This is a genomic window from Stenotrophomonas lactitubi (genome assembly GCF_002803515.1).
Taxonomy (GTDB): domain Bacteria; phylum Pseudomonadota; class Gammaproteobacteria; order Xanthomonadales; family Xanthomonadaceae; genus Stenotrophomonas; species Stenotrophomonas lactitubi.
The window spans coordinates 550,773-568,290 of record NZ_PHQX01000001.1 but is presented as its reverse complement, the minus strand read 5'-3'; the positions used below and the strand labels follow the sequence as shown (position 1 = coordinate 568,290).

At 66.3% G+C, this 17,518-nt stretch carries 19 protein-coding genes; 10 read left to right on the top strand and 9 right to left on the bottom strand.

The genetic code is table 11. The features are described 5' to 3' along the window. Nucleotides 1-55: 55 nt before the first annotated feature. From CR156_RS02655 to arsH, 3 genes are all read right to left on the bottom strand, one after another. Nucleotides 56-1,798 (bottom strand): GGDEF domain-containing protein, encoded by a 1,743-nt coding sequence (locus CR156_RS02655; RefSeq protein ID WP_100551809.1) that lies wholly within the window; start codon nt 1,796-1,798, stop codon nt 56-58. Nucleotides 1,799-1,853: 55 nt separating this feature from the next. Further along, nucleotides 1,854-2,879, bottom strand: a complete 1,026-nt coding sequence (locus CR156_RS02650) for an AI-2E family transporter (protein WP_089239458.1) — start codon at nt 2,877-2,879, stop codon at nt 1,854-1,856. Nucleotides 2,880-2,967: 88 nt separating this feature from the next. Next, a complete protein-coding gene (arsH, locus tag CR156_RS02645; protein WP_100551808.1) occupies nt 2,968-3,699 on the bottom strand; it encodes an arsenical resistance protein ArsH in 732 nt (243 codons plus the stop codon). 17 nt (nt 3,700-3,716) lie between these two features. Between arsH and CR156_RS02640 the strand changes: the two genes are divergently transcribed. From CR156_RS02640 to arsB, 3 genes are read left to right on the top strand one after another with little or no spacing between them, the layout of a single operon-like run. Continuing rightward, nucleotides 3,717-4,046 (top strand): ArsR/SmtB family transcription factor, encoded by a 330-nt coding sequence (locus tag CR156_RS02640; protein ID WP_100551807.1) that lies wholly within the window; start codon nt 3,717-3,719, stop codon nt 4,044-4,046. Between the two features lie 15 nt (nt 4,047-4,061). Further along, nucleotides 4,062-4,568, top strand: a complete 507-nt coding sequence (locus CR156_RS02635) for an arsenate reductase ArsC (protein ID WP_100551806.1) — start codon at nt 4,062-4,064, stop codon at nt 4,566-4,568. A 14-nt stretch (nt 4,569-4,582) separates the two neighbouring features. Further along, a complete protein-coding gene (arsB, locus tag CR156_RS02630) occupies nt 4,583-5,605 on the top strand; it encodes an ACR3 family arsenite efflux transporter (RefSeq protein WP_100551805.1) in 1,023 nt (340 codons plus the stop codon). Between the two features lie 27 nt (nt 5,606-5,632). On the opposite strand, the gene CR156_RS02625 is transcribed toward arsB, so the two are convergent. Beyond that, on the bottom strand, nt 5,633-6,625 hold the full coding sequence (locus CR156_RS02625; RefSeq protein ID WP_100551804.1) for an aldo/keto reductase: 993 nt from the start codon (nt 6,623-6,625) through the stop codon (nt 5,633-5,635). 133 nt (nt 6,626-6,758) lie between these two features. Here CR156_RS02625 and CR156_RS02620 point away from each other — a divergent pair, with 133 nt between their 5' ends. Beyond that, entirely contained in the window at nt 6,759-7,652 is an 894-nt protein-coding gene (locus CR156_RS02620; protein WP_100551803.1) for a LysR family transcriptional regulator, read from the top strand. 24 nt (nt 7,653-7,676) lie between these two features. Here the strand turns inward: CR156_RS02620 and CR156_RS02615 are convergent, their stop codons facing one another. The 4 genes from CR156_RS02615 to CR156_RS02600 form a co-directional block, all read right to left on the bottom strand. Further along, the gene (locus tag CR156_RS02615; RefSeq protein ID WP_207764186.1) at nt 7,677-8,339 is read right to left on the bottom strand and encodes a carboxymuconolactone decarboxylase family protein; all 663 of its coding nucleotides are present in this window, start codon (nt 8,337-8,339) and stop codon (nt 7,677-7,679) included. Nucleotides 8,340-8,433: 94 nt separating this feature from the next. Further along, nucleotides 8,434-8,904, bottom strand: coding sequence for a (R)-mandelonitrile lyase (locus CR156_RS02610; RefSeq protein WP_100554062.1), 471 nt, complete (start codon nt 8,902-8,904; stop codon nt 8,434-8,436). A gap of 57 nt (nt 8,905-8,961) precedes the next feature. Then, complete coding sequence (locus tag CR156_RS02605; protein ID WP_100551801.1) at nt 8,962-10,017, bottom strand: alpha/beta hydrolase; 1,056 nt, start codon at nt 10,015-10,017, stop codon at nt 8,962-8,964. Nucleotides 10,018-10,029: 12 nt separating this feature from the next. Further along, a complete protein-coding gene (locus CR156_RS02600; RefSeq protein ID WP_243381682.1) occupies nt 10,030-11,073 on the bottom strand; it encodes an alpha/beta hydrolase in 1,044 nt (347 codons plus the stop codon). A gap of 268 nt (nt 11,074-11,341) precedes the next feature. Between CR156_RS02600 and CR156_RS02595 the strand changes: the two genes are divergently transcribed. Beyond that, nucleotides 11,342-11,734, top strand: a complete 393-nt coding sequence (locus tag CR156_RS02595) for a DoxX family protein (protein ID WP_100551799.1) — start codon at nt 11,342-11,344, stop codon at nt 11,732-11,734. A gap of 40 nt (nt 11,735-11,774) precedes the next feature. Here CR156_RS02595 and CR156_RS02590 read toward each other — a convergent pair whose 3' ends face one another. Next, nucleotides 11,775-12,782: a LacI family DNA-binding transcriptional regulator gene (locus tag CR156_RS02590; RefSeq protein WP_100551798.1), complete on the bottom strand. Its 1,008-nt coding sequence runs from the start codon at nt 12,780-12,782 to the stop codon at nt 11,775-11,777. Between the two features lie 95 nt (nt 12,783-12,877). On the opposite strand from CR156_RS02590, the gene CR156_RS02585 reads away from it, so the two are divergent. The 5 genes from CR156_RS02585 to CR156_RS02565 are packed head-to-tail and all read left to right on the top strand — an operon-like array spanning nt 12,878 to nt 17,509. Further along, nucleotides 12,878-13,930 (top strand): sugar phosphate isomerase/epimerase family protein, encoded by a 1,053-nt coding sequence (locus CR156_RS02585; protein WP_100551797.1) that lies wholly within the window; start codon nt 12,878-12,880, stop codon nt 13,928-13,930. 27 nt (nt 13,931-13,957) lie between these two features. Then, nucleotides 13,958-15,175: a nucleoside permease gene (locus CR156_RS02580; RefSeq protein ID WP_100551796.1), complete on the top strand. Its 1,218-nt coding sequence runs from the start codon at nt 13,958-13,960 to the stop codon at nt 15,173-15,175. 12 nt (nt 15,176-15,187) lie between these two features. Further along, nucleotides 15,188-16,312: a Gfo/Idh/MocA family protein gene (locus tag CR156_RS02575; protein ID WP_100551795.1), complete on the top strand. Its 1,125-nt coding sequence runs from the start codon at nt 15,188-15,190 to the stop codon at nt 16,310-16,312. Nucleotides 16,313-16,331: 19 nt separating this feature from the next. Beyond that, complete coding sequence (locus CR156_RS02570; protein WP_100551794.1) at nt 16,332-17,198, top strand: sugar phosphate isomerase/epimerase family protein; 867 nt, start codon at nt 16,332-16,334, stop codon at nt 17,196-17,198. 14 nt (nt 17,199-17,212) lie between these two features. Further along, entirely contained in the window at nt 17,213-17,509 is a 297-nt protein-coding gene (locus CR156_RS02565; protein ID WP_089239438.1) for a c-type cytochrome, read from the top strand. Nucleotides 17,510-17,518: the final 9 nt, after the last annotated feature.

The following is a 17,518-nucleotide window of genomic DNA, read 5'->3' as shown; positions in this document are numbered from 1 at the left end:
GACGAGCGGCCAGTCTAGGCAGAAGCGCGTGCGCTGGCGATGAACAAGGCTACCCTCAGCGTGCTGCACGCCCACCCGTAGCCACCTGCACCCGGTCGCGGCCCAGCGCTTTGGCCGCGTACATGGCGGTGTCGGCGGCGCGTACCAGCGCGTGCCAGCCGATCGGGTCAAGCGTGCCCTGAGCAACGCCGAAGCTGGCGGTGACCCGCAGGATCTCGCCACTGCCCAGCACGATGTCCTTGCCGCGCAGTGCCGCCCGCAGCGACTCGGCCAGCTGCCGGCCACTGGCCAGATCGCCTTCGGCCAGCAGCACCAGGAATTCCTCGCCGCCGTAACGGGCGACGCTGTCGTTGCGGCGCAGGTGGCGGCGCAGCAGCTGCGCCACCTGCACCAGCACATCGTCGCCGGCCGCATGGCCCTGCCCATCGTTGATCGACTTGAAATGATCGACATCCAGCAGAATCACCACCGCCTGCGTGCTTCCATCGGCATGCCGCTGTCGTACCAGCTCTTCCAGCGAGCGCCGGTTCAACAGGCCGGTCAGCTGATCGGTATCGGCCAGCTCACGCAGCTCACGGGTCAATGCAGAGCGCTGATGCGACTTCGCCCGCAGTACCTCGATGGCATCGAACAGGCGCTGCATTTCCGCCATCGGGTGGGTGGCATGCTGCTCGGTGCCCGGCGTATCCGAGGCGATCTGGATCACCTGCGCCTGCGCCTGCAGCAACGGCCGCAGGATCTGCACGTGGGCGATGCGCAGGGCCAGCGCAAGCAGCAGCAACGTCCCCAGCACCGTGGCGGCCAGCACGGCCAGGCGGACCGCTTCCTTGTTGCGGGTGTGCTCGAAGCGCGCGATCGAAACGCCGAGGTAGCCATCGCGCAGCGCTTCCAGCGATTGCAGGGTGGGCACGTAGCGCGAGGTGAACTCGGCCGCCGTCCAGGGTGGCGGCACCCCACGCCGCCCATCTTCGATCAGCTGTTCCACCATCGGCAGCGACTGGCCGAAGAACTGCCGGCGCGCCATGTCCCAATGCCAAGACAGCGTCGGCTCGCTGCGGAATACAGACTCGTGGCTGGCCGCCAACCGCCACAGCTCCAGCAGGCGGCCCTCGGTCTGCTGCGCAGCGCGCACCTGTGGCTCCCGCCACGCGCCGGGCACCGCCAGCGGCACCATCACGTTGGATGCCAAGCGGCCACCGTGCTCGCGCAGGTCGATCAGGATCTGCCCCTGCATGGCAGGAATCGCAGCTTCGCGATCGGCGGCGACCAGGTCGCTGATCTGCACCGACGTCAGCGCCTGCAGCCGGTCGTACACCGCGAACATGCTGTTGATCGCGTGCTCCACATCCTCTGCCGAGCGCTCGCCCCTGGGCAATGCGGCGACGCGGTCCACCGCAGCGCGCGCGGTCTGCAGCCGCCGCTGCGCTTCATGCAGGCGCGGTGTTTCGTCCACCACCCGCGGGTCGGTCTGGAACACGCTCTGCAGGTGCTGCGTCGCTGCGTCCACCCGCTGCCGGGCGACCACCAGCTGTGCAGCCAACCGGCGCTGCTCCTGCGCATCGGTGCTGTCGGCGCCGAGCAGGCTGTTGGCTGGCCCACGCTCGGCTGACACCAGATTGGCCAGCTCGAAGGTCTGCCGCAGCTGCCGCAGGCTGACCAGGTTGGCCTCGGCTTCGGTGTAGCGCTGCGTGCCCTGCACCAGCGCAATGGCCATCAGCGGCAGGGTGCACAGCACGAACAGGCCACCGAGGATCCAGAGCCAGGTCTGCAGTCCGTTTGGCGATGCCCTGCGGCCCATCGATGTACCCCCTGGCGTGCGGATCAGTGTAGCGCTGCGCTCGCGTAACGGTGGGTCAAATCCAGCGCTGGTCCACCAGTTCGCGCTTCACGTAGGCGTAGAACACCGGCGCGGCCACCAGCCCAGGCAGGCCGAACGCCGCTTCCATCACCAGCATGGCCAGCAGCAGCTCCCAGGCGCGCGCCTGGATCTCGCCGCCGACGATGCGTGCGTTGAGGAAGTACTCCAGCTTGTGGATCACCACCAGGTACAGCAGCGCAGCCACGGCCACGTAGAACGATACCGACAACGCGACGATGGTGATGATGGTGTTGGAGATGATGTTGCCCACCACCGGCAGCAAGCCGGCGATGAAGGTGATCAGCACCAGCGTCTTCGACAGTGGCAGGTGCACGCCGAACAGCGGCAGCACGCCCAGCAGGAAGATGGCGGTGAACACGGTGTTGAGCAGCGAGATCTTGACCTGGGCAAATACCACCTGGCGGAACGCGGTGGCCAGGCGGCTGGTACGGCCGATCAGTTCCTGCGCCAGCGGGCCCATCTTCGGCAGCGGCAGTTCGTCGTACAGCGCGATCATCGCGCCCAGCACCATGCCGATCAGCACGCGCACCCCCACCTGCACCACCGACGTGCCGGCCACGCCCAGCTGGCGCTGGTGCTCGGCGGCCCATTCGTTGACGGCCGCACGCAGCGCCGTCAGGTCTTCAGGGATGTAGGGCTGCAGCAGGGCCGGCACCTGGTGCCGGGAGGTGTTGAGGATGTCCATCAACCGTGCCAGCAACACGTCAGGGCCGCCGGTCTCGTTGCGGAAGAACGAGGCCACGCCGATACCTGCCAGCACCAATGCGCTGATGATCACCGCCGACAGCACGATCACCGCGATCGCCCGTGCCCGCCCGGGACGCAGTTTGCCTTCCACGGTGGAGGCGAGCACATGGGTCAGCTGGAACACCAGCAGGCCCGACAGCAGGGTCACCACCAGGCCAAGCTTCAGTGCCAGCCACATGCCCAGCAGCATCATCAACCAGGCGGCGATGCGTGCGGCGGGAGGCTTGGGCAGGGTCGGGATGACGAGCGACATCGGGGCACATCCTGGAGGGGTGGCCCATGGTAGTGGATTGAGGTGATGCGCCCGCGCACACGCGCATCCCTGCGGCCGCCGCCTGCCGTCAACGTGCAACCACCGCCCCGGCCGAGCGCGCCAATGCGGCCGCCTGCTGATCACCCTTGCGCTCGCTGTAGCGATCCACCAGGTAATCCGAACGGTCCCGCGTGAGCAGAGTGAACTTGACCAGCTCCTCCATCACATCCACCACCCGGTCGTAGTACGCCGAGGGTTTCATCTGCCCGTTCTCGTCGAACTCCTGCCATGCCTTGGCCACCGACGACTGGTTGGGGATGGTCAGCATGCGCATCCACCGCCCCAGCACGCGCAGCGTGTTGACCGTGTTGAACGACTGCGAACCGCCACTGACCTGCATCACCGCCAGCGTCCTGCCCTGCGTCGGGCGCACGCTGCCATCTTCCAGCGGCAGCCAGTCGATCTGGTTCTTGAACACGCCGGTGACCGTGCCGTGACGCTCCGGGCTGATCCAGACCTGGCCTTCGGACCATTGCGACCACGCGCGCAGGCGCTGCACTTCAGGGTGATCGGCGCCGACGCTGTCGAGCATGGGCAACGCATGCGGATCGAACACCCGGGTCTCGCAGCCGAGGTGACGCAGCAGGTGCTCGGCCTCCAGCGCCAGCTTGCGGCTGAACGACTGCGGGCGCAGCGAGCCATACAGCAGCAGGATCCGCGGCGCATGCGTGCGGCCGGTGCCCAGTTGAGACAGGTCGGGCTGGGGAAGCGAGGCTTCGGCCAGATTCGGGAGGATGGGACTTGCGATGGATTCATTCATTCGACTATTCTAGAAATATGGAAACGAAAAATGCAATCGCCGCCCTCACCGCCCTTGGCCATGCCACCCGCCTGGCCGCCTTCCGGTTGCTGGTGGAAGCCGGCCCGGCCGGCCGCATGGCCGGCGACATCGGCACCGCCCTGCAGGTGCCGCCGGCCACGCTCAGCTTCCACCTGAAGGAGCTGCTGCAGGCCGGGCTGGTCGAGAGCGAGAGCCAGGGCCGCAACGTCTGCTACCGCGCCAACTTCAGTGCCATGACCGGCCTGATCGAGTACCTCACCCACAACTGCTGCGCAGGCTCGCCCGATCCGGCCTGCAGCCCGACGTCCCCTGATTGCGCCTGCTGACCGGAGATCCGCTTCGTGACCACCCAACGCGTCCTGTTCCTGTGCACGGGCAATTCCGCCCGCAGTGTTCTTGCCGAAGCCACGCTGCGGGCGTGGGCCGGCCACCGCTTCGAGGTGTTCAGCGCCGGCAGCCAGCCAGCCGGCGCGGTCAATCCATTCGCCCTTGCCCAGTTGCAGGCCGAGGGCATCGCCACCGCAGGCCTGCGCAGCAAATCGTGGGACGAGTTCGCCGATGCCGCGCCGATGGACCTGGTGATCACGGTCTGCGATGCCGCAGCGGCCGAGGCGTGCCCGGTGGTGTTCGGCGACTTCGTGCGCACGCACTGGGGCTTGCCAGATCCGGCCGCCGTCGAGGGCAGCGCGGATGACAAGGCGGCCGCGTTCGCGCAGGCGCATGCCATCGTCAAGGCGCGGTTGCTGGCGCTGCTGGCATTGCCCGCTGCCACCTGGTCCGACCGCGGGCAGTTGAAAGACGCGCTGGATCGCATCGGTTTCGTGCAACCCGAGGACGGCCAGGCGTGAGCGCGACGGCACCGATGGGGTTGTTCGAGCGCTACCTGACGCTGTGGGTGGCGCTGTGCATCGTGGCCGGCACCCTGCTTGGCCACGCACTGCCGCAGCCATTTGCTGCGCTGGCGTCGGCGGAGGTGGCCAAGGTCAACCTGCCCATCGCCGTGCTGATCTGGTTGATGATCATCCCGATGCTGCTGCGGGTTGATTTCAGTGCGATGCGCCAGCTCGGCCAGCACTGGAAAGGCATCGGCGTGACGTTGTTCATCAACTGGGCGGTCAAGCCGTTCTCGATGGCACTGCTGGGCTGGTTCTTCCTGCGCCACGTGTTTGCCGATGCGCTGCCCGCCGCACAGGTCGACAGCTACATCGCCGGGCTGATCCTGCTGGCGGCAGCGCCCTGCACCGCCATGGTGTTCGTATGGAGCAACCTGTGCCGCGGCGATGCCAACTTCACCCTCAGCCAGGTGGCGTTGAACGACGCGATCATGGTGGTGGCGTATGCACCGGTGGTGGCACTGCTGCTGGGCCTGTCGGCGATCAGCGTGCCGTGGGACACGCTGCTGCTGTCGGTGTCGCTATACATCATCGCGCCGGTGCTGGTGGCCGTACTGCTGCGGCGCTGGCTGCTGGCCCGCGGCGGGCAGGCCGGCCTGCAGTCCGCGCTGCGAAAGCTGGGGCCGGTCTCGCTGCTGGCGTTGCTGCTGACGCTGGTGCTGCTGTTCGGCTTCCAAGGCGAGCAGATCGTGCGGCAGCCGCTGGTCATCGCCATCCTGGCAGTACCGATCCTGATCCAGGTCTACTTCAACTCAGGGCTGGCCTACCTGCTCAACCGACGCCTGGGGGTCGCCCACTGCGTGGCCGGTCCTTCGGCGCTGATTGGTGCCAGCAACTTCTTCGAGCTGGCAGTGGCCACTGCCGTGGGGCTGTTCGGCGTGCATTCCGGTGCGGCGCTGGCGACGGTGGTCGGTGTATTGATCGAAGTGCCGGTGATGTTGTCGGTGGTGCGCATCGTCAATGCGTCGCGCGGCTGGTATGAGCGACGCTGAGGCGGGGCCGCGCCGTGCTTGCATGGACTACAGGCCGGTCATCTTCAGTGCTGCCTCGGGAAGCCGCTCGCCACTGAGGTGGATGTCCGCAAGCTGTTGATCGATACGGGCCAGGTCCTGCGCATCAAGCACCAGTTCAACGGCACCGAGATTTTCTTCCAGGCGATGCAGCTTCGTCGTCCCCGGAATCGGCGCGATCCAGGGTTTCTGCGCAAGCAACCAGGCCAATGCAACCTGCGCCGGCGTTGCGCCCTTCTCCGATGCCACGGTCTTCACTACGTCGACCAGTGCCATGTTCGCCCTGCGCGACGCTGCAGAGAAACGTGGCACGACAGTGCGGAAATCGGTGGCGTCGAACCGGGTGTGCTCGTCGATCCTGCCGGTCAGGAAACCCGCGCCCAGGGGACTGAACGGCACGAAGCCGATCTGCAGCTCCTGCAGCACGGAAAGCAGCTCATCTTCCGGGCCTCGCCAGAACAGCGAGTACTCGCTCTGCACCGCGGTCACTGCCTGCACGGCGTGTGCCCGGCGGATGGTCTGCACGCCTGCCTCGGATAGCCCGAAATGCTTGACCTTGCCTTCAGCGATCAGTTCTTTGACGGCGCCAGCGACCTCTTCGATCGGCACCGCCGGGTCCACCCGGTGCTGGTAGAACAGGTCGACGCGATCCGTGCGCAGCCGCTTCAGGCTGGCTTCGGCCACGGCTTTGATGTGCTCGGGCCGGCTGTTGGTGCCGCCGCCCCGTGCACCGGTTGCAGGGTCGATGTCGAAGCCGAACTTGGTGGCAATGACCACCTGGTCGCGCAGCGGCGCCAGCGCCTCGCCCACGAGTTCTTCATTGACGAAGGGACCGTAGGCTTCAGCAGTATCGAAGTGGGTGACGCCGCGTTCCACCGCGGTGCGGATGAGCGCGATCATCTCCCGCTTGTCGGCGGCCAGCCCATAGGCTGAACTCATGCCCATGCAGCCCAGCCCGAGGGCAGATACCTCCAGGCCTTGTCCAAGCTTTCGGGTCTTCATGTCTGGCTCCTTGTCGAGCGGTACGTGGGGTGGCCAGCATCGGGCAGCCGAGTCGTCATGGCGGCAATCTACGCCTCCCGCACCTGGTCTTGCAGAGGCATAATCGGATATCGCTTATATCTGGTGCGCATCAATGGGGATCGAACATTACGATCAGCTGGCCCTCTTCGCGCTGGTGGCGCGCGAGCGCAGCTTCACCCGCGCCGCCGCCCAGCTGGGCATGTCCCAGCCGGCATTGAGCCGGTCCATGCGGCAACTGGAAGAACGCCTGGGCGTGCGCCTGCTTGCCCGCACCACGCGCAGCGTGTCGCCGACCGAAGCTGGAGAACAGCTGCTGCGCGTCATCGCGCCCCGATTCGAAGAAATCGACAGCGAACTTGCCCAGCTCAATGCCTTCCGTGACAAACCCGCCGGCCGCCTGCGCATCACCGCCGGCGAGCACGCGGCGATCACCGTCATGCAACCGGTGCTGGGCAAGCTGCTGCCCGACCATCCCGATCTGAACATCGAAGTGATCGTGGACTACGGACTGACCGACATCGTCGCCGAGGGCTATGACGCCGGCATCCGCCTGGGGGAACAGGTGGCACGGGACATGATCGCGATGCCGGTCGGTCCGCAGCTGCGGATGGCGGTGGTGGGTTCGCCCGCCTATTTCCAGCGGCACCCCAGACCGAAATCGCCGCATGACCTGACCGGGCACAACTGCATCACCATCCGGCTGCCCACCCACGGCGGCATCTTCGCCTGGGAGTTCGAGAAGAAGGGCAAGGAACTGAAGGTGAGAGTGGAAGGCCAGCTGGTGTTCAACAACATCGCCATGCGCCTGCAGGCCGCGCTGGAAGGGCTGGGCCTGGCCTACATGCCCGAGGATCTGGTGCACGCACACATCGAGGCCGGCACCTTGGTTCGCGTACTGGCCGACTGGTGCCCGCCCTTCCCGGGCTATCACCTGTACTACCCAAGCCGCCGGCAGTCCTCACCGGCCTTCACCCTGCTGCGCGATGCGCTGCGTTACGCACGCTGATCCGGCCCGCAGCGCAGGCAAGCATCAACGCGCGGAAGCGGCGACGTTCTGGTCAATGGCCGCATCGGCACGCGCTGCCGCAGCGGCCTCTCCGCTTTCGGCCAGCAGCCGCGCAACCTGGCGCAGCTGCGCGATGGTCAGGCCAACCCGCTGACTGGCCGCAACATGTGAGCGCAGCTGTGCTTCCACCCCGGGCGTGACTGCCAATGCGCCGACGGTGGCCAGCTCGCGGCTCTGCCAGTCCAGGGTGTCGCGTTCGAAGATGTCACCGAACAGGTGCGTCTGCAGGTACTGGTTGATGACCGGCGCGAACTCCATCACCGGGCCAGTGACCGGTGCGCCGGAGATACGCGTCTGGTTGGCGGTACCTGCGGCCAGCAATGCATTCCCTACCGGAATGGCGCGACTGGGTTCATGTCCGGGCGCGTCCTCGATGCCACGCTGCCTGCGGGCATCGGTCACGCGCAGCAGTTCCGCCAGCGCGTTGAGGCTGCGCGGGAAACCGGTATAGGCGTAAAGCTGCACCAGGATTTCCTTCGCTTCACTGACGGTGAGGCCGGCATCCAGACCACGGTTCAGCGCCATGTCGAGCCGGGGCATGTTGCTGGTGGCCATCGCAGCGGCAATCAACGGGATGGACTGCTGTCGGGCCGATAGCTGCTGTGCGTCGGCGTGGGTGTTGCTCATGGCGCGTGTCTCCTGCGGCGGATGGGCGTAGGCATGTGGCATGGTCAGGGCCGCCATGCAGATGCCGGCAGCAACCCAGCCGCATCGTCGCCGGCTAACGGGCGTTGTAAGCGTCATCACTGACCTTCTCCATCCAGTGCACGGTCTTGCCATCCACCGTGCCGCTCACCGCCAGATGAGTCATCGCACTGCTCGCCGATGCGCCATGCCAGTGCTTCACTCCCGGCGGACAGACCACCACATCCCCCGGTCGGATCTCCTGCACCGGCTTGCCCCATTGCTGGGTCAGGCCGACACCGGACACCACCACCAGCCGTTGCCCGGCGGGATGCGTATGCCACGCCGATCGCGCGCCGGCGTCGAACGTCACATAGGCCGCCGATGCAGGAATGCCCGCTTCGGCCGGGAACAACGGATCAACGCGGACCTTGCCGGTGAAGTACTCGGCTGGACCTGCGGTGGAAGCCTGCGTGCCACCACGCACGATCTGCTGCGTGTCTGCTTCGGCGCCCTGCGCCAAGGGCGCGGCGACACCCAGTGCAATGCCCAACAGTGTTCTGGTCATCATGAAGTCCTCAATGCAGATCGTTCTGTTTGTCGCCGCCCGGACGGGCACGGTCGATCACAACGTGCGTCCATAGAAAGTCGTCAGCTTGGCCACCGCCGCATCCACATGCCGCGGCACCCAGTAGGTTTCGATGTGGGTGGCACCTTCCAGGGTGAACAGCTCCTTGTCTTTGGTCCCTGTCGCTTTGGCGAACGCGTCCTCGGTCATGTAGCGGCTGTCGGCCTTGCTGCCGGCGATCATCAGCAGCGGCTGGTCGATCAGTTCGATCTGGTCGGTCGCATCCCAGCGCATCAGGTCCAGCAGGCTGCTGGTGGTGTACTTGAAGGTGGAGCCCGGATGAGCGTGCGTCTTCCAGTAATACTCATATCCCTGCCGGTAGAGATCGAAAGGCAGGCTGGCGATCTGCTCATCGGTCAGGTTGGCGTCGCCCGAGTACAGCACTTGGCCACCGGCAGCTTCCTGCGCGCGTGCGGCGGATGCCTGTTGAAGGCGCTGCTGGATCGTCTGCAGTTGCGAGTCCACATAACCATTGCGGCGGACACGCCCCGAGTTGAACATGCTGATCGTTGCCACCGCCCTGAAGCGCTTGTCGGTCTGCGCCGCAGCCAGCGAGTAGCCACCTCCGCCGCAGATGCCCAGCAGTCCCAGCCGCGTGGTGTCGACGCCCGGATAGCGGGTGATGTAGTCCGCCATGCCGTGGATGTCCTCGATGCGGAAGGCGGGCTTGTCCACGTTGCGTGGCTGACCGCCGCTGGCCCCCTGGTAGGCCGCATCGGCGGTGATGGTGATGTACCCCTCCGCGGCCAGCCGCTGGGCATACAGGCCGGCAACCTGTTCCTTGACCCCGCCATTGGGGTGCGCCACCACGACTGCCGGGTATTTGCTGCCGGGTGCGTAGTTGGGCGGCGTGTAGACGTTGGCGGCGATCCGCAGGCCATTGAGCGTGTACGACACCGGATGGATGTTCACCTCACCGGCGACGTTGCCGGTGATGGCCCCTTCATAGGCCAACGTATACGGGTTCTCACGGTAATCGGCCGCCTGCGCTTTGCCCACGCCCAGTCCGATCGCGATGGCCAGCAGGGTGGCGTGGAGGGCATTTCGCTTCATGGATGTCTCCCTTCAATCCAGGTGCTTGTCGGCAAGGAATGTCGATACGAGATCGGCGATCTCGATGTTGTTGAGGTCGGAGAAGATGAAGTGGCTGTTGCCCTTGATGCCGATCTCCGGCAGATGGATGAGCCGCACGTCGCCACCATGGCGGTTGACGGCGTCCCGCCACAGCCGCGCCATCTGCAGCCGTGCCCGCCAGCTGTCCTGGGCCGGCAGCCTCACGGGGTCGGCGGGTATGTTGTCGCCGTAGAAGATCAGGATCGGAATGCGGGTCAGCGCATCGAACTGGTCCTGCGCAACGACGCGTGGCACAAGCGTGTCGAATGCGCTGGTGATGGGTGCCGGTGCTTCGCCTTCGGGGAACACGAAATCGCTGCCTGGCTCGAACGCAACGATGGCGCGCACGCCGGGGTTGCTGATCGCGGCAAGCCAACCGGGCCCACCGCCCTGCGAATGGGTGAACAGGATCGCTGGGCCTGTCTTGTCCAGCAGCGCGGAGATCCCCTGGGCGACAACCGCGCTGTCGTAGGGCCCGGTATTGGGCGTCATGGAGCGGAAGAACTGCTCGCGGGCGACTCCGCCAGGCGGGAACTGGCTGCCCGCGAACGCGTCGGGCCATACGCCGATGCGGAACTGGTTGAACCACAACTGCTCATCGGCCAATGGCTTGATGGTCTGCTCGACCATGCTCCTGCCGGCCTTTCCGCGCCGGGGCTGGTCCAGCAGGTAGGTCGCAAAGCGCCGGCGCAGGAAGAGGTTCTGGAAACCTTCGCGCCCATCGGCCGTGGTTTCCCAGCTCCTGGACGACTGACCCGCACCGTGCAGCATCACGATCGGCAATGGCCGGGCATTTACCGGTATCTGGTAGAACGCATAGACATGGTCGCCATGGAAGGTCTGACCTTCAGGCAGCAGCGGCCGGTACGGATCGAACGTACCCGGCGCAGTGGCGACCGAACCGCCGGCAAGCAGGCTGCCCTGCTGCTGTATCTGCAGCGGCTGCGGTACTGCCGCCGATGCAAGGCTGGCTACGGCCAACAGGGCGACCAGCATGCCTGTGCGCGGAAGAAGGGTGCGGAAGGTAGCTCTGGCTGGCATCGGGGCACGTGCTCATTCGACGAGCCCCCACGCTAACGGCCGCGCACTGATGGAAACAGAGCATCAGCTGGATATCACTCATGCGTGTGGGATATGAATCGAAGGACCTGTCCCGCAGGATGCCGGAGCTGTTGGTCTCAACACCGACTTCACTCGTGATGGGCTTCGATGCCCGCACAGGTTCTCGACCTCCATCCACGCTGCCCACCCTGAGGACGTTGCCGTGAACACATCACTTCACTCTCTTGCGAAGCTGGCCGCCCGTGTGTTGCTGATGCTGCTGTTCCTGGTATCCGGCCTGGGCAAGCTGTCCGACCCGGCGGCAACACAGGGCTACATGGCGGCGATGGGTCTTCCCGGCATCCTGCTGTGGCCCACCATCCTGTTCGAGATCGGCACGGCCCTGTGCATCCTGTTCGGCTTCCAGACCCGGGCAGTGGCAGCGGTGCTGGCCGCCTTCAGCCTGGTCACGGCCTTCATCTTCCACCACCAGCTGGCCGACCCGGTGCAGCAGATCATGTTCCTGAAGAATCTGGCCATCGCCGGCGGCTTCCTGCTGCTGGCGTGCAGCGGGCCAGGGCGCTATAGCGTGGACGCAAAGCGCGGCAAGCCCTGAGGCGGGGAAAGCGCGGCATCACGCCACCCCGCCGTTGCGCTCAGCTTCGTCTGGGCGACGCCGTCGAGCCCCGCACCATCAGACTGAACTCCAGCGTCTGCTGACGTGGCACATCGACCTGTTCGATGATGGCGAGCAGCAGGTTGACTGCGCGCTCGCCGATCTCCCGCATCGGCTGCCTGATGGTCGTCAACGGAGGCGTCAGGTAACGTGATGAGGCCAGGTCATCGAAGCCGACGATGGAGACGTCATCCGGCACGCGGATGCCCAGATCCCGGCAGGCTGCCAGGGTGCCCAGCGCCATCTGGTCGCTGAAGCAGAAGATCGCGGTGGGCGCCGGCGCGACGGCCAACAGCGCCATCGCGGCCGCATGGCCGGACTCCACCGAAAAGTCACCCGGCACGATGCTGAGGTGGCGCAGGCGGCCACGCGCCCTTCCGGCGGCGCGAACCCCTTCCAGTCGCTGCGTGTGCAGCGGATTGTCGGGCGGCCCGCCTACCACGGCGATCCGCTCATGCCCCAGGCCGTACAGATGTTCCATCACCGCGCGCGCGGCGGCGGCGTTGTCGATGTGGACGCTGGGAATGCCCAGCGCGGGGTCGAACTCACATCCGTTGACCACCGGCGCGGCGACCCCCCGTTGCTCGACGATATCGCGTGCCGTCGGCGGCAGGCGATGCCCCAGCACGATCAGGCCATCGGCCTCGTTGCGCCGGAGCATCTGCGCGTAACGCTCCTCGCGCTCGGGCAGGTTCTGGGTATCGCCCAGCAGGACGGCGTAGCCGACGGCCTGCGCCGCGTCCTCCGCGCCCTGCAGAATCTGGGCGAAGAACGGGTTGGCAATGTCCGGCACAGTGACCAGGATCTTGCCGCTGCGCTGGGTCTTGAGCGTCCTGGCCACCGTGTTGGGAACATAGCCCAGCGCCGCAGCGGCCTGCTCGATGCGCGTGCGGGTGGCCGGCAGGACTTTGTCCGGCCGGGACAGTGCGCGCGACACCGTGCCGGCAGAGACGCCAACGTGCTTTGCGATGTCGTAGATGGTGGCCATGGCGTTAGTTCTCCTGTCCGCTGTGCAGTGCACAACAGGTCCTGCGTGAGCCCCTGCTAGGATAATGCAATCGATTGCATCGAGGGCGAATCACGTTGAAGACGCTCAAGGGTCCAGCGCTGTTCCTGGCGCAGTTCATCGGCGACACAGCTCCTTTTGATCGGCTGGACACGCTGGCCGGATGGGCCGCGGGCCTGGGCTATTCTGGCCTACAAGTGCCGACCAGCGCGCCCCACCTGTTCGATCTGGCCGAGGCGGCGCACAGCCAGACGTACTGCGACGACATCGCCGGCATGCTGACCGGACATGGCCTGCAGATCACCGAACTGTCCACTCACCTGCAAGGGCAGCTGGTCGCCGTCCATCCCGCCTACGACAGCCTGTTCGACGGATTCGCGCCGCCGGACAAACGCGGTGATCCTGCCGCCCGCCAGGCCTGGGCGGTGGAGCAGCTGCTGCTGGCCGCCAAGGCCAGCCAGCGCCTGGGGCTGACGGCGCATGCCACGTTCTCCGGCGCGCTGGCCTGGCCGTATTTCTATCCTTGGCCGCAACGTCCGCCCGGGCTGGTGGAAGAAGCCTTCGCCGAACTCGGCCGCCGCTGGCGCCCCATCCTGGATGCGTTCGACGCGTGCGGCGTGGACCTGTGCTTCGAGATCCACCCGGGTGAGGATCTGCATGACGGCGCGACCTTCGAGCGCTTCCTCGACGTGGTGGACCAGCATCCCCGCGCGAAGATCCTGTACGACCCCAGCCATATGCTGCTGCAGCAGATGGACTACCTCGGCTTCATCGACCGCTACCACGCGCGCATCGGCATCTTCCACGTCAAGGATGCGGAATATCACGCCAGCGCGCGCAGTGGCGTGTATGGCGGCTACCAGGACTGGATCGATCGTCCAGGCCGGTTCCGTTCACTCGGCGATGGGCAGATCGACTTCAAGGCGATCTTCTCGAAATTCGCGCAGTACGACTTCCCCGGCTGGGCAGTGCTGGAGTGGGAGTGCTGCCTGAAGCACCCGGAAGACGGTGCACGGGAAGGAGCCGCTTTCATCCGCGACCACATCATCCGCGTGACCGAACGCGCCTTCGACGACTTTGCCGACAGCGGCACGGACGCCGCTTCACTGCACCGCATGCTGGGAATCTGAGCCGATACCGCCCCGGGAGGGCAAGCCATGACGCACGCGATGTCGCGCTTGGGCGCGATGATGTTTCTGCAGTTCTTCATCTGGGGCGCGTGGTTCGTGACCCTGGGAACCTATCTCGTCCAAGGCCCGCTGCAGGCCAGTGCAAGCCAGGTGGCGACGGCCTTCCTCAGCCAGTCCATCGGCGCCATCGTGGCCCCCTTCCTGGTCGGCCTGATCGCGGATCGCTACTTCGCCGCCCAGCGCATCCTCGCGGTACTTCACCTGGCCGGCGCGGCGCTGATGTGGCTGGCGTCCACGGCGACGGACTTCAACACGTTCTTCGCCTGCGTGATGGGCTACATGTTGCTGTTCATGCCGACGCTGGCGTTGGCCAACAGCGTGGCGATGCGGCACATGCAATCGCCCGAGAAACAATTCCCCCCGGTGCGCGTGGCCGGCAGCATCGGCTGGATCGTGGCCGGCGTGCTGATCGGCTGGTTGGGCTGGGAGCAGGCGCACCGGCTTGAGCTGACATTCCGGATGGCGGCGATGGCGTCGCTGGCCCTCGGTCTGTACGCGTTCACCCTGCCGCATACGCCGCCGCTGGCGCAGCAGCGCGATGCCGGGCTGGGACAGATCCTGGGGCTGGATTCGCTGCGGCTGCTGAAGTCACGCTCGTATCTGGTGTTCTTCCTGTCGTCCATCGCCATCTGCGTCCCGCTGGCGTTCTACTACAACTTCACCAACCCGTACCTCAATGATCTCGGTGTGCGCGGCGCAGCGGGCCTGCAGTCGCTGGGGCAGGTCTCCGAAGTCCTGCTGATGCTGGCCATGCCGTTCCTGTTCGTGCGGCTGGGGGTGAAGACGATGCTGGCGGTAGGCATGGCCGCGTGGGTAGTGCGTTATGCCATGTTCGCCTTTGGCGATGCAGGCGGCGGCTTCTCGCTGCTGGTGATCGGCATCGTGCTGCACGGCATCTGCTACGACTTCTTCTTCGTCACCGGCCAGATCTACACCGATGCGCATGCCGGCCCGGCCGCGCGCAGCAGCGCGCAGGGCTTCATCACCCTGGCCACGTACGGCGTGGGCATGTTGATCGGCACGTTCCTGTCCGGCGCGGTGGTGGAGCACTTCACCACGGCGGCGGGACCGGACTGGCAGCAGATCTGGCTGTTCCCGGCAGGCGTCGCGCTGATCGTGCTGGTCGCCTTCCTGTTGCTGTTCCGCGACCGGCCGGTGGTCGCGGCCGCACCTTCCACGCCCTGAGGACACTACCCGATGCCAAAGCTTGGAATCGCCATCGTCGGTACGGGCATGATCGCTGCCGTGCATCGCCGCGCGGCACTGCTGGCCGGCGCCGATATCCGTGGCGTGGCCGCCTCCTCCCCGCAACGCGCGCTTGAAGTGGCGCAGTCGTGGAATGTTCCACGCGGCTATCGGGACATCGAGGAGGTGGTCGCCGACCCACAGGTCCAGGTCGTGCATGTCTGCACGCCCAACCATCTGCACCACTCCATGGCACAGGCCGCACTGCAGGCCGGCAAGCATGTGATCTGCGAGAAGCCGCTGGCCACCATGCTGGAAGACGCCGCGGCCCTGGCTGCGCTGGCTGCCGCGACCGGACTGATCGCCACGGTGCCCTTCGTCTACCGCTACCACCCGGTCGTCCGCGAGGCGCGCGCACGCATCGCGCAGGGCGAACTGGGACCGCTGCACCTGATCCATGGCAGCTACCTGCAGGACTGGCTGCTGGACCCGGCCAGCAACAACTGGCGCGTGGACCCGGCACTGGGCGGCGCATCGCGCGTGTTCGCCGACATCGGCTCGCACTGGTGCGACCTGGTGGAGTGGGTCAGCGGCGAGCGTTTCACCGAGGTCAGCGCGGCGTTCGACACGGTGATCGCCGAACGCAGCGCCGACACCGGCAAGAGCTTCACGACAGCGGCGGCAGGTGGCGCGATGCAGGCGGTGGCGAGCGAGGACGTGGCCGCGGCGATGTTCCGTACCGGCGCCGGTACGCTGGCATCGTTGACGGTCAGTCAGGTATCGGCGGGACGCCGCAATCGCCTCTGGTTCGAGATCGATGGCGCCAGAGCCAGCGTGGCCTTCAACCAGGAGGACGCCGAGCGGCTGTGGATCGGCCTGCCCGAGCAGCGCGAGGAAATCTTCGTGCGTGGGCCAGGCGCCGGCAGTGCCGAACAGCGCCGGCTGTCGGTGCTGCCGGCGGGGCACGCGCAGGGCTATGGCCATTGCTTCGAAGCATTTGTTGCCGACACCTATCGCGCCATCGAAGGCGAGCGGCCGCACGGCCTGCCCACCTTCGAAGACGGCATGCGCTCGGCGCAGATCGTCGACCGCGTCATCACATCGGCCAGGACGCGCGCCTGGACCGCCATCGGTTGAATCCCGGGAGGATCTTTTGATGAACACCCCTGTTCGTAGAGCTGCGACGCTCGCAGTGCTGCTGCTCGCTGCCCTGCCCGCTTTCGCACGCGAAGCTGCCGGCCCACAAAAGCCCATCGCGGTACAGATGTACACCCTGCGCAATGCCGGCTCGCTTGAGCAGCAGCTGAAGATCGTCCAAGACGCGGGCGTGGGTGCGGTGGAAACGGTGGGCACGCAGGGCGTCAGCGCTACCGAACTCAAGCAGTTGCTGGGGAGGTATTCGATCAAGGCGATTTCCTCGCACGTGCCATTGGCCGAGCTGCGCAAGGACCTTGACGGCGTGGTGGCCTTCAACCGATTGATCGGCAACACCACGCTGGTGGTGCCATACCTGGACGCGAAGGATCGGCCGACCGATGCCGCGGGCTGGACCGCACTGGGCACGGAGCTGGGCAGGATCGCGAAACAGGTACGCGCCAAGGGCATGCGACTGGCCTACCACAACCACGATTTCGAGCTCGTCGACTTCAATGGCCGGACAGGACTGGAACTGCTGTTCGCAGCGGCGGGGCCCGACCTGCAGACCGAGCTGGACCTGGCCTGGGTCGCGCGTGCGGGCCTGGACCCGGCGGTGATGCTGGCGAAATTCCGCGGTCGGCTGTTCGCGGTACACGCCAAGGACAACGCACCCAAAGGCCAGGCCGAAGACGAGGGTGGCTTTGCCGCCGTCGGCCAGGGCGTGCTGGACTGGAAGGCGATCCTGCCGGCCGCGGCAAAGGCCGGCGTGCAGTGGTACATCGTCGAGCACGACCAGCCGCGCGACCCGGCCAAAGTCATCCAGACCGGCGCGGATTACCTGCGGGAACACCTGACCGTCACCCTGCCCGCCAGCGCACAGCGCTAGCGAAGGAGACCTCCTTGAAGACGATCCTGACAGTGGCCGTGGTTCTTTCCTGTGCTGTGTTTACGACTGCGGCGTGGTGCAAGGATGACCCTGCCGCCGGCGCAAAGCTCTACACCGCGAACTGCACGGCCTGCCATGGCGCAGACCGTGCGGGCATGCCGGGCGCGTTCCCCGCCCTCACCGACGTCAGCAAGCGGCTGCAACCGGCGCAGATCAAGGACAAGATCAGGAAGGGCGGCGGATTGATGCCGCCCTTCTCCCAGCTGTCGCAGCAGGAAATCGATGACATCGCCAGTTTCCTGGCGAAGTAGCAGGCAGCC

What these genes read in the sequence shown, in the direction of transcription:
- arsB (WP_100551805.1), top strand. Translation starts at nt 4,583, where the DNA reads ATGGGGTTGTTCGAGCGCTACCTGACGCTGTGGGTGGCGCTGTGCATC.
- CR156_RS02620 (WP_100551803.1), top strand. Translation starts at nt 6,759, where the DNA reads ATGGGGATCGAACATTACGATCAGCTGGCCCTCTTCGCGCTGGTGGCG.
- CR156_RS02570 (WP_100551794.1), top strand. Translation starts at nt 16,332, where the DNA reads ATGAACACCCCTGTTCGTAGAGCTGCGACGCTCGCAGTGCTGCTGCTC.
- CR156_RS02610 (WP_100554062.1), bottom strand. Translation starts at nt 8,904, where the DNA reads ATGACCAGAACACTGTTGGGCATTGCACTGGGTGTCGCCGCGCCCTTG.
- CR156_RS02580 (WP_100551796.1), top strand. Translation starts at nt 13,958, where the DNA reads ATGACGCACGCGATGTCGCGCTTGGGCGCGATGATGTTTCTGCAGTTC.
- CR156_RS02575 (WP_100551795.1), top strand. Translation starts at nt 15,188, where the DNA reads ATGCCAAAGCTTGGAATCGCCATCGTCGGTACGGGCATGATCGCTGCC.
- arsH (WP_100551808.1), bottom strand. Translation starts at nt 3,699, where the DNA reads ATGAATGAATCCATCGCAAGTCCCATCCTCCCGAATCTGGCCGAAGCC.
- CR156_RS02650 (WP_089239458.1), bottom strand. Translation starts at nt 2,879, where the DNA reads ATGTCGCTCGTCATCCCGACCCTGCCCAAGCCTCCCGCCGCACGCATC.
- CR156_RS02600 (WP_243381682.1), bottom strand. Translation starts at nt 11,073, where the DNA reads ATGCTGGTCGCCCTGTTGGCCGTAGCCAGCCTTGCATCGGCGGCAGTA.
- CR156_RS02590 (WP_100551798.1), bottom strand. Translation starts at nt 12,782, where the DNA reads ATGGCCACCATCTACGACATCGCAAAGCACGTTGGCGTCTCTGCCGGC.
- CR156_RS02605 (WP_100551801.1), bottom strand. Translation starts at nt 10,017, where the DNA reads ATGAAGCGAAATGCCCTCCACGCCACCCTGCTGGCCATCGCGATCGGA.
- CR156_RS02640 (WP_100551807.1), top strand. Translation starts at nt 3,717, where the DNA reads ATGGAAACGAAAAATGCAATCGCCGCCCTCACCGCCCTTGGCCATGCC.
- CR156_RS02655 (WP_100551809.1), bottom strand. Translation starts at nt 1,798, where the DNA reads ATGGGCCGCAGGGCATCGCCAAACGGACTGCAGACCTGGCTCTGGATC.
- CR156_RS02615 (WP_207764186.1), bottom strand. Translation starts at nt 8,339, where the DNA reads ATGAGCAACACCCACGCCGACGCACAGCAGCTATCGGCCCGACAGCAG.
- CR156_RS02625 (WP_100551804.1), bottom strand. Translation starts at nt 6,625, where the DNA reads ATGAAGACCCGAAAGCTTGGACAAGGCCTGGAGGTATCTGCCCTCGGG.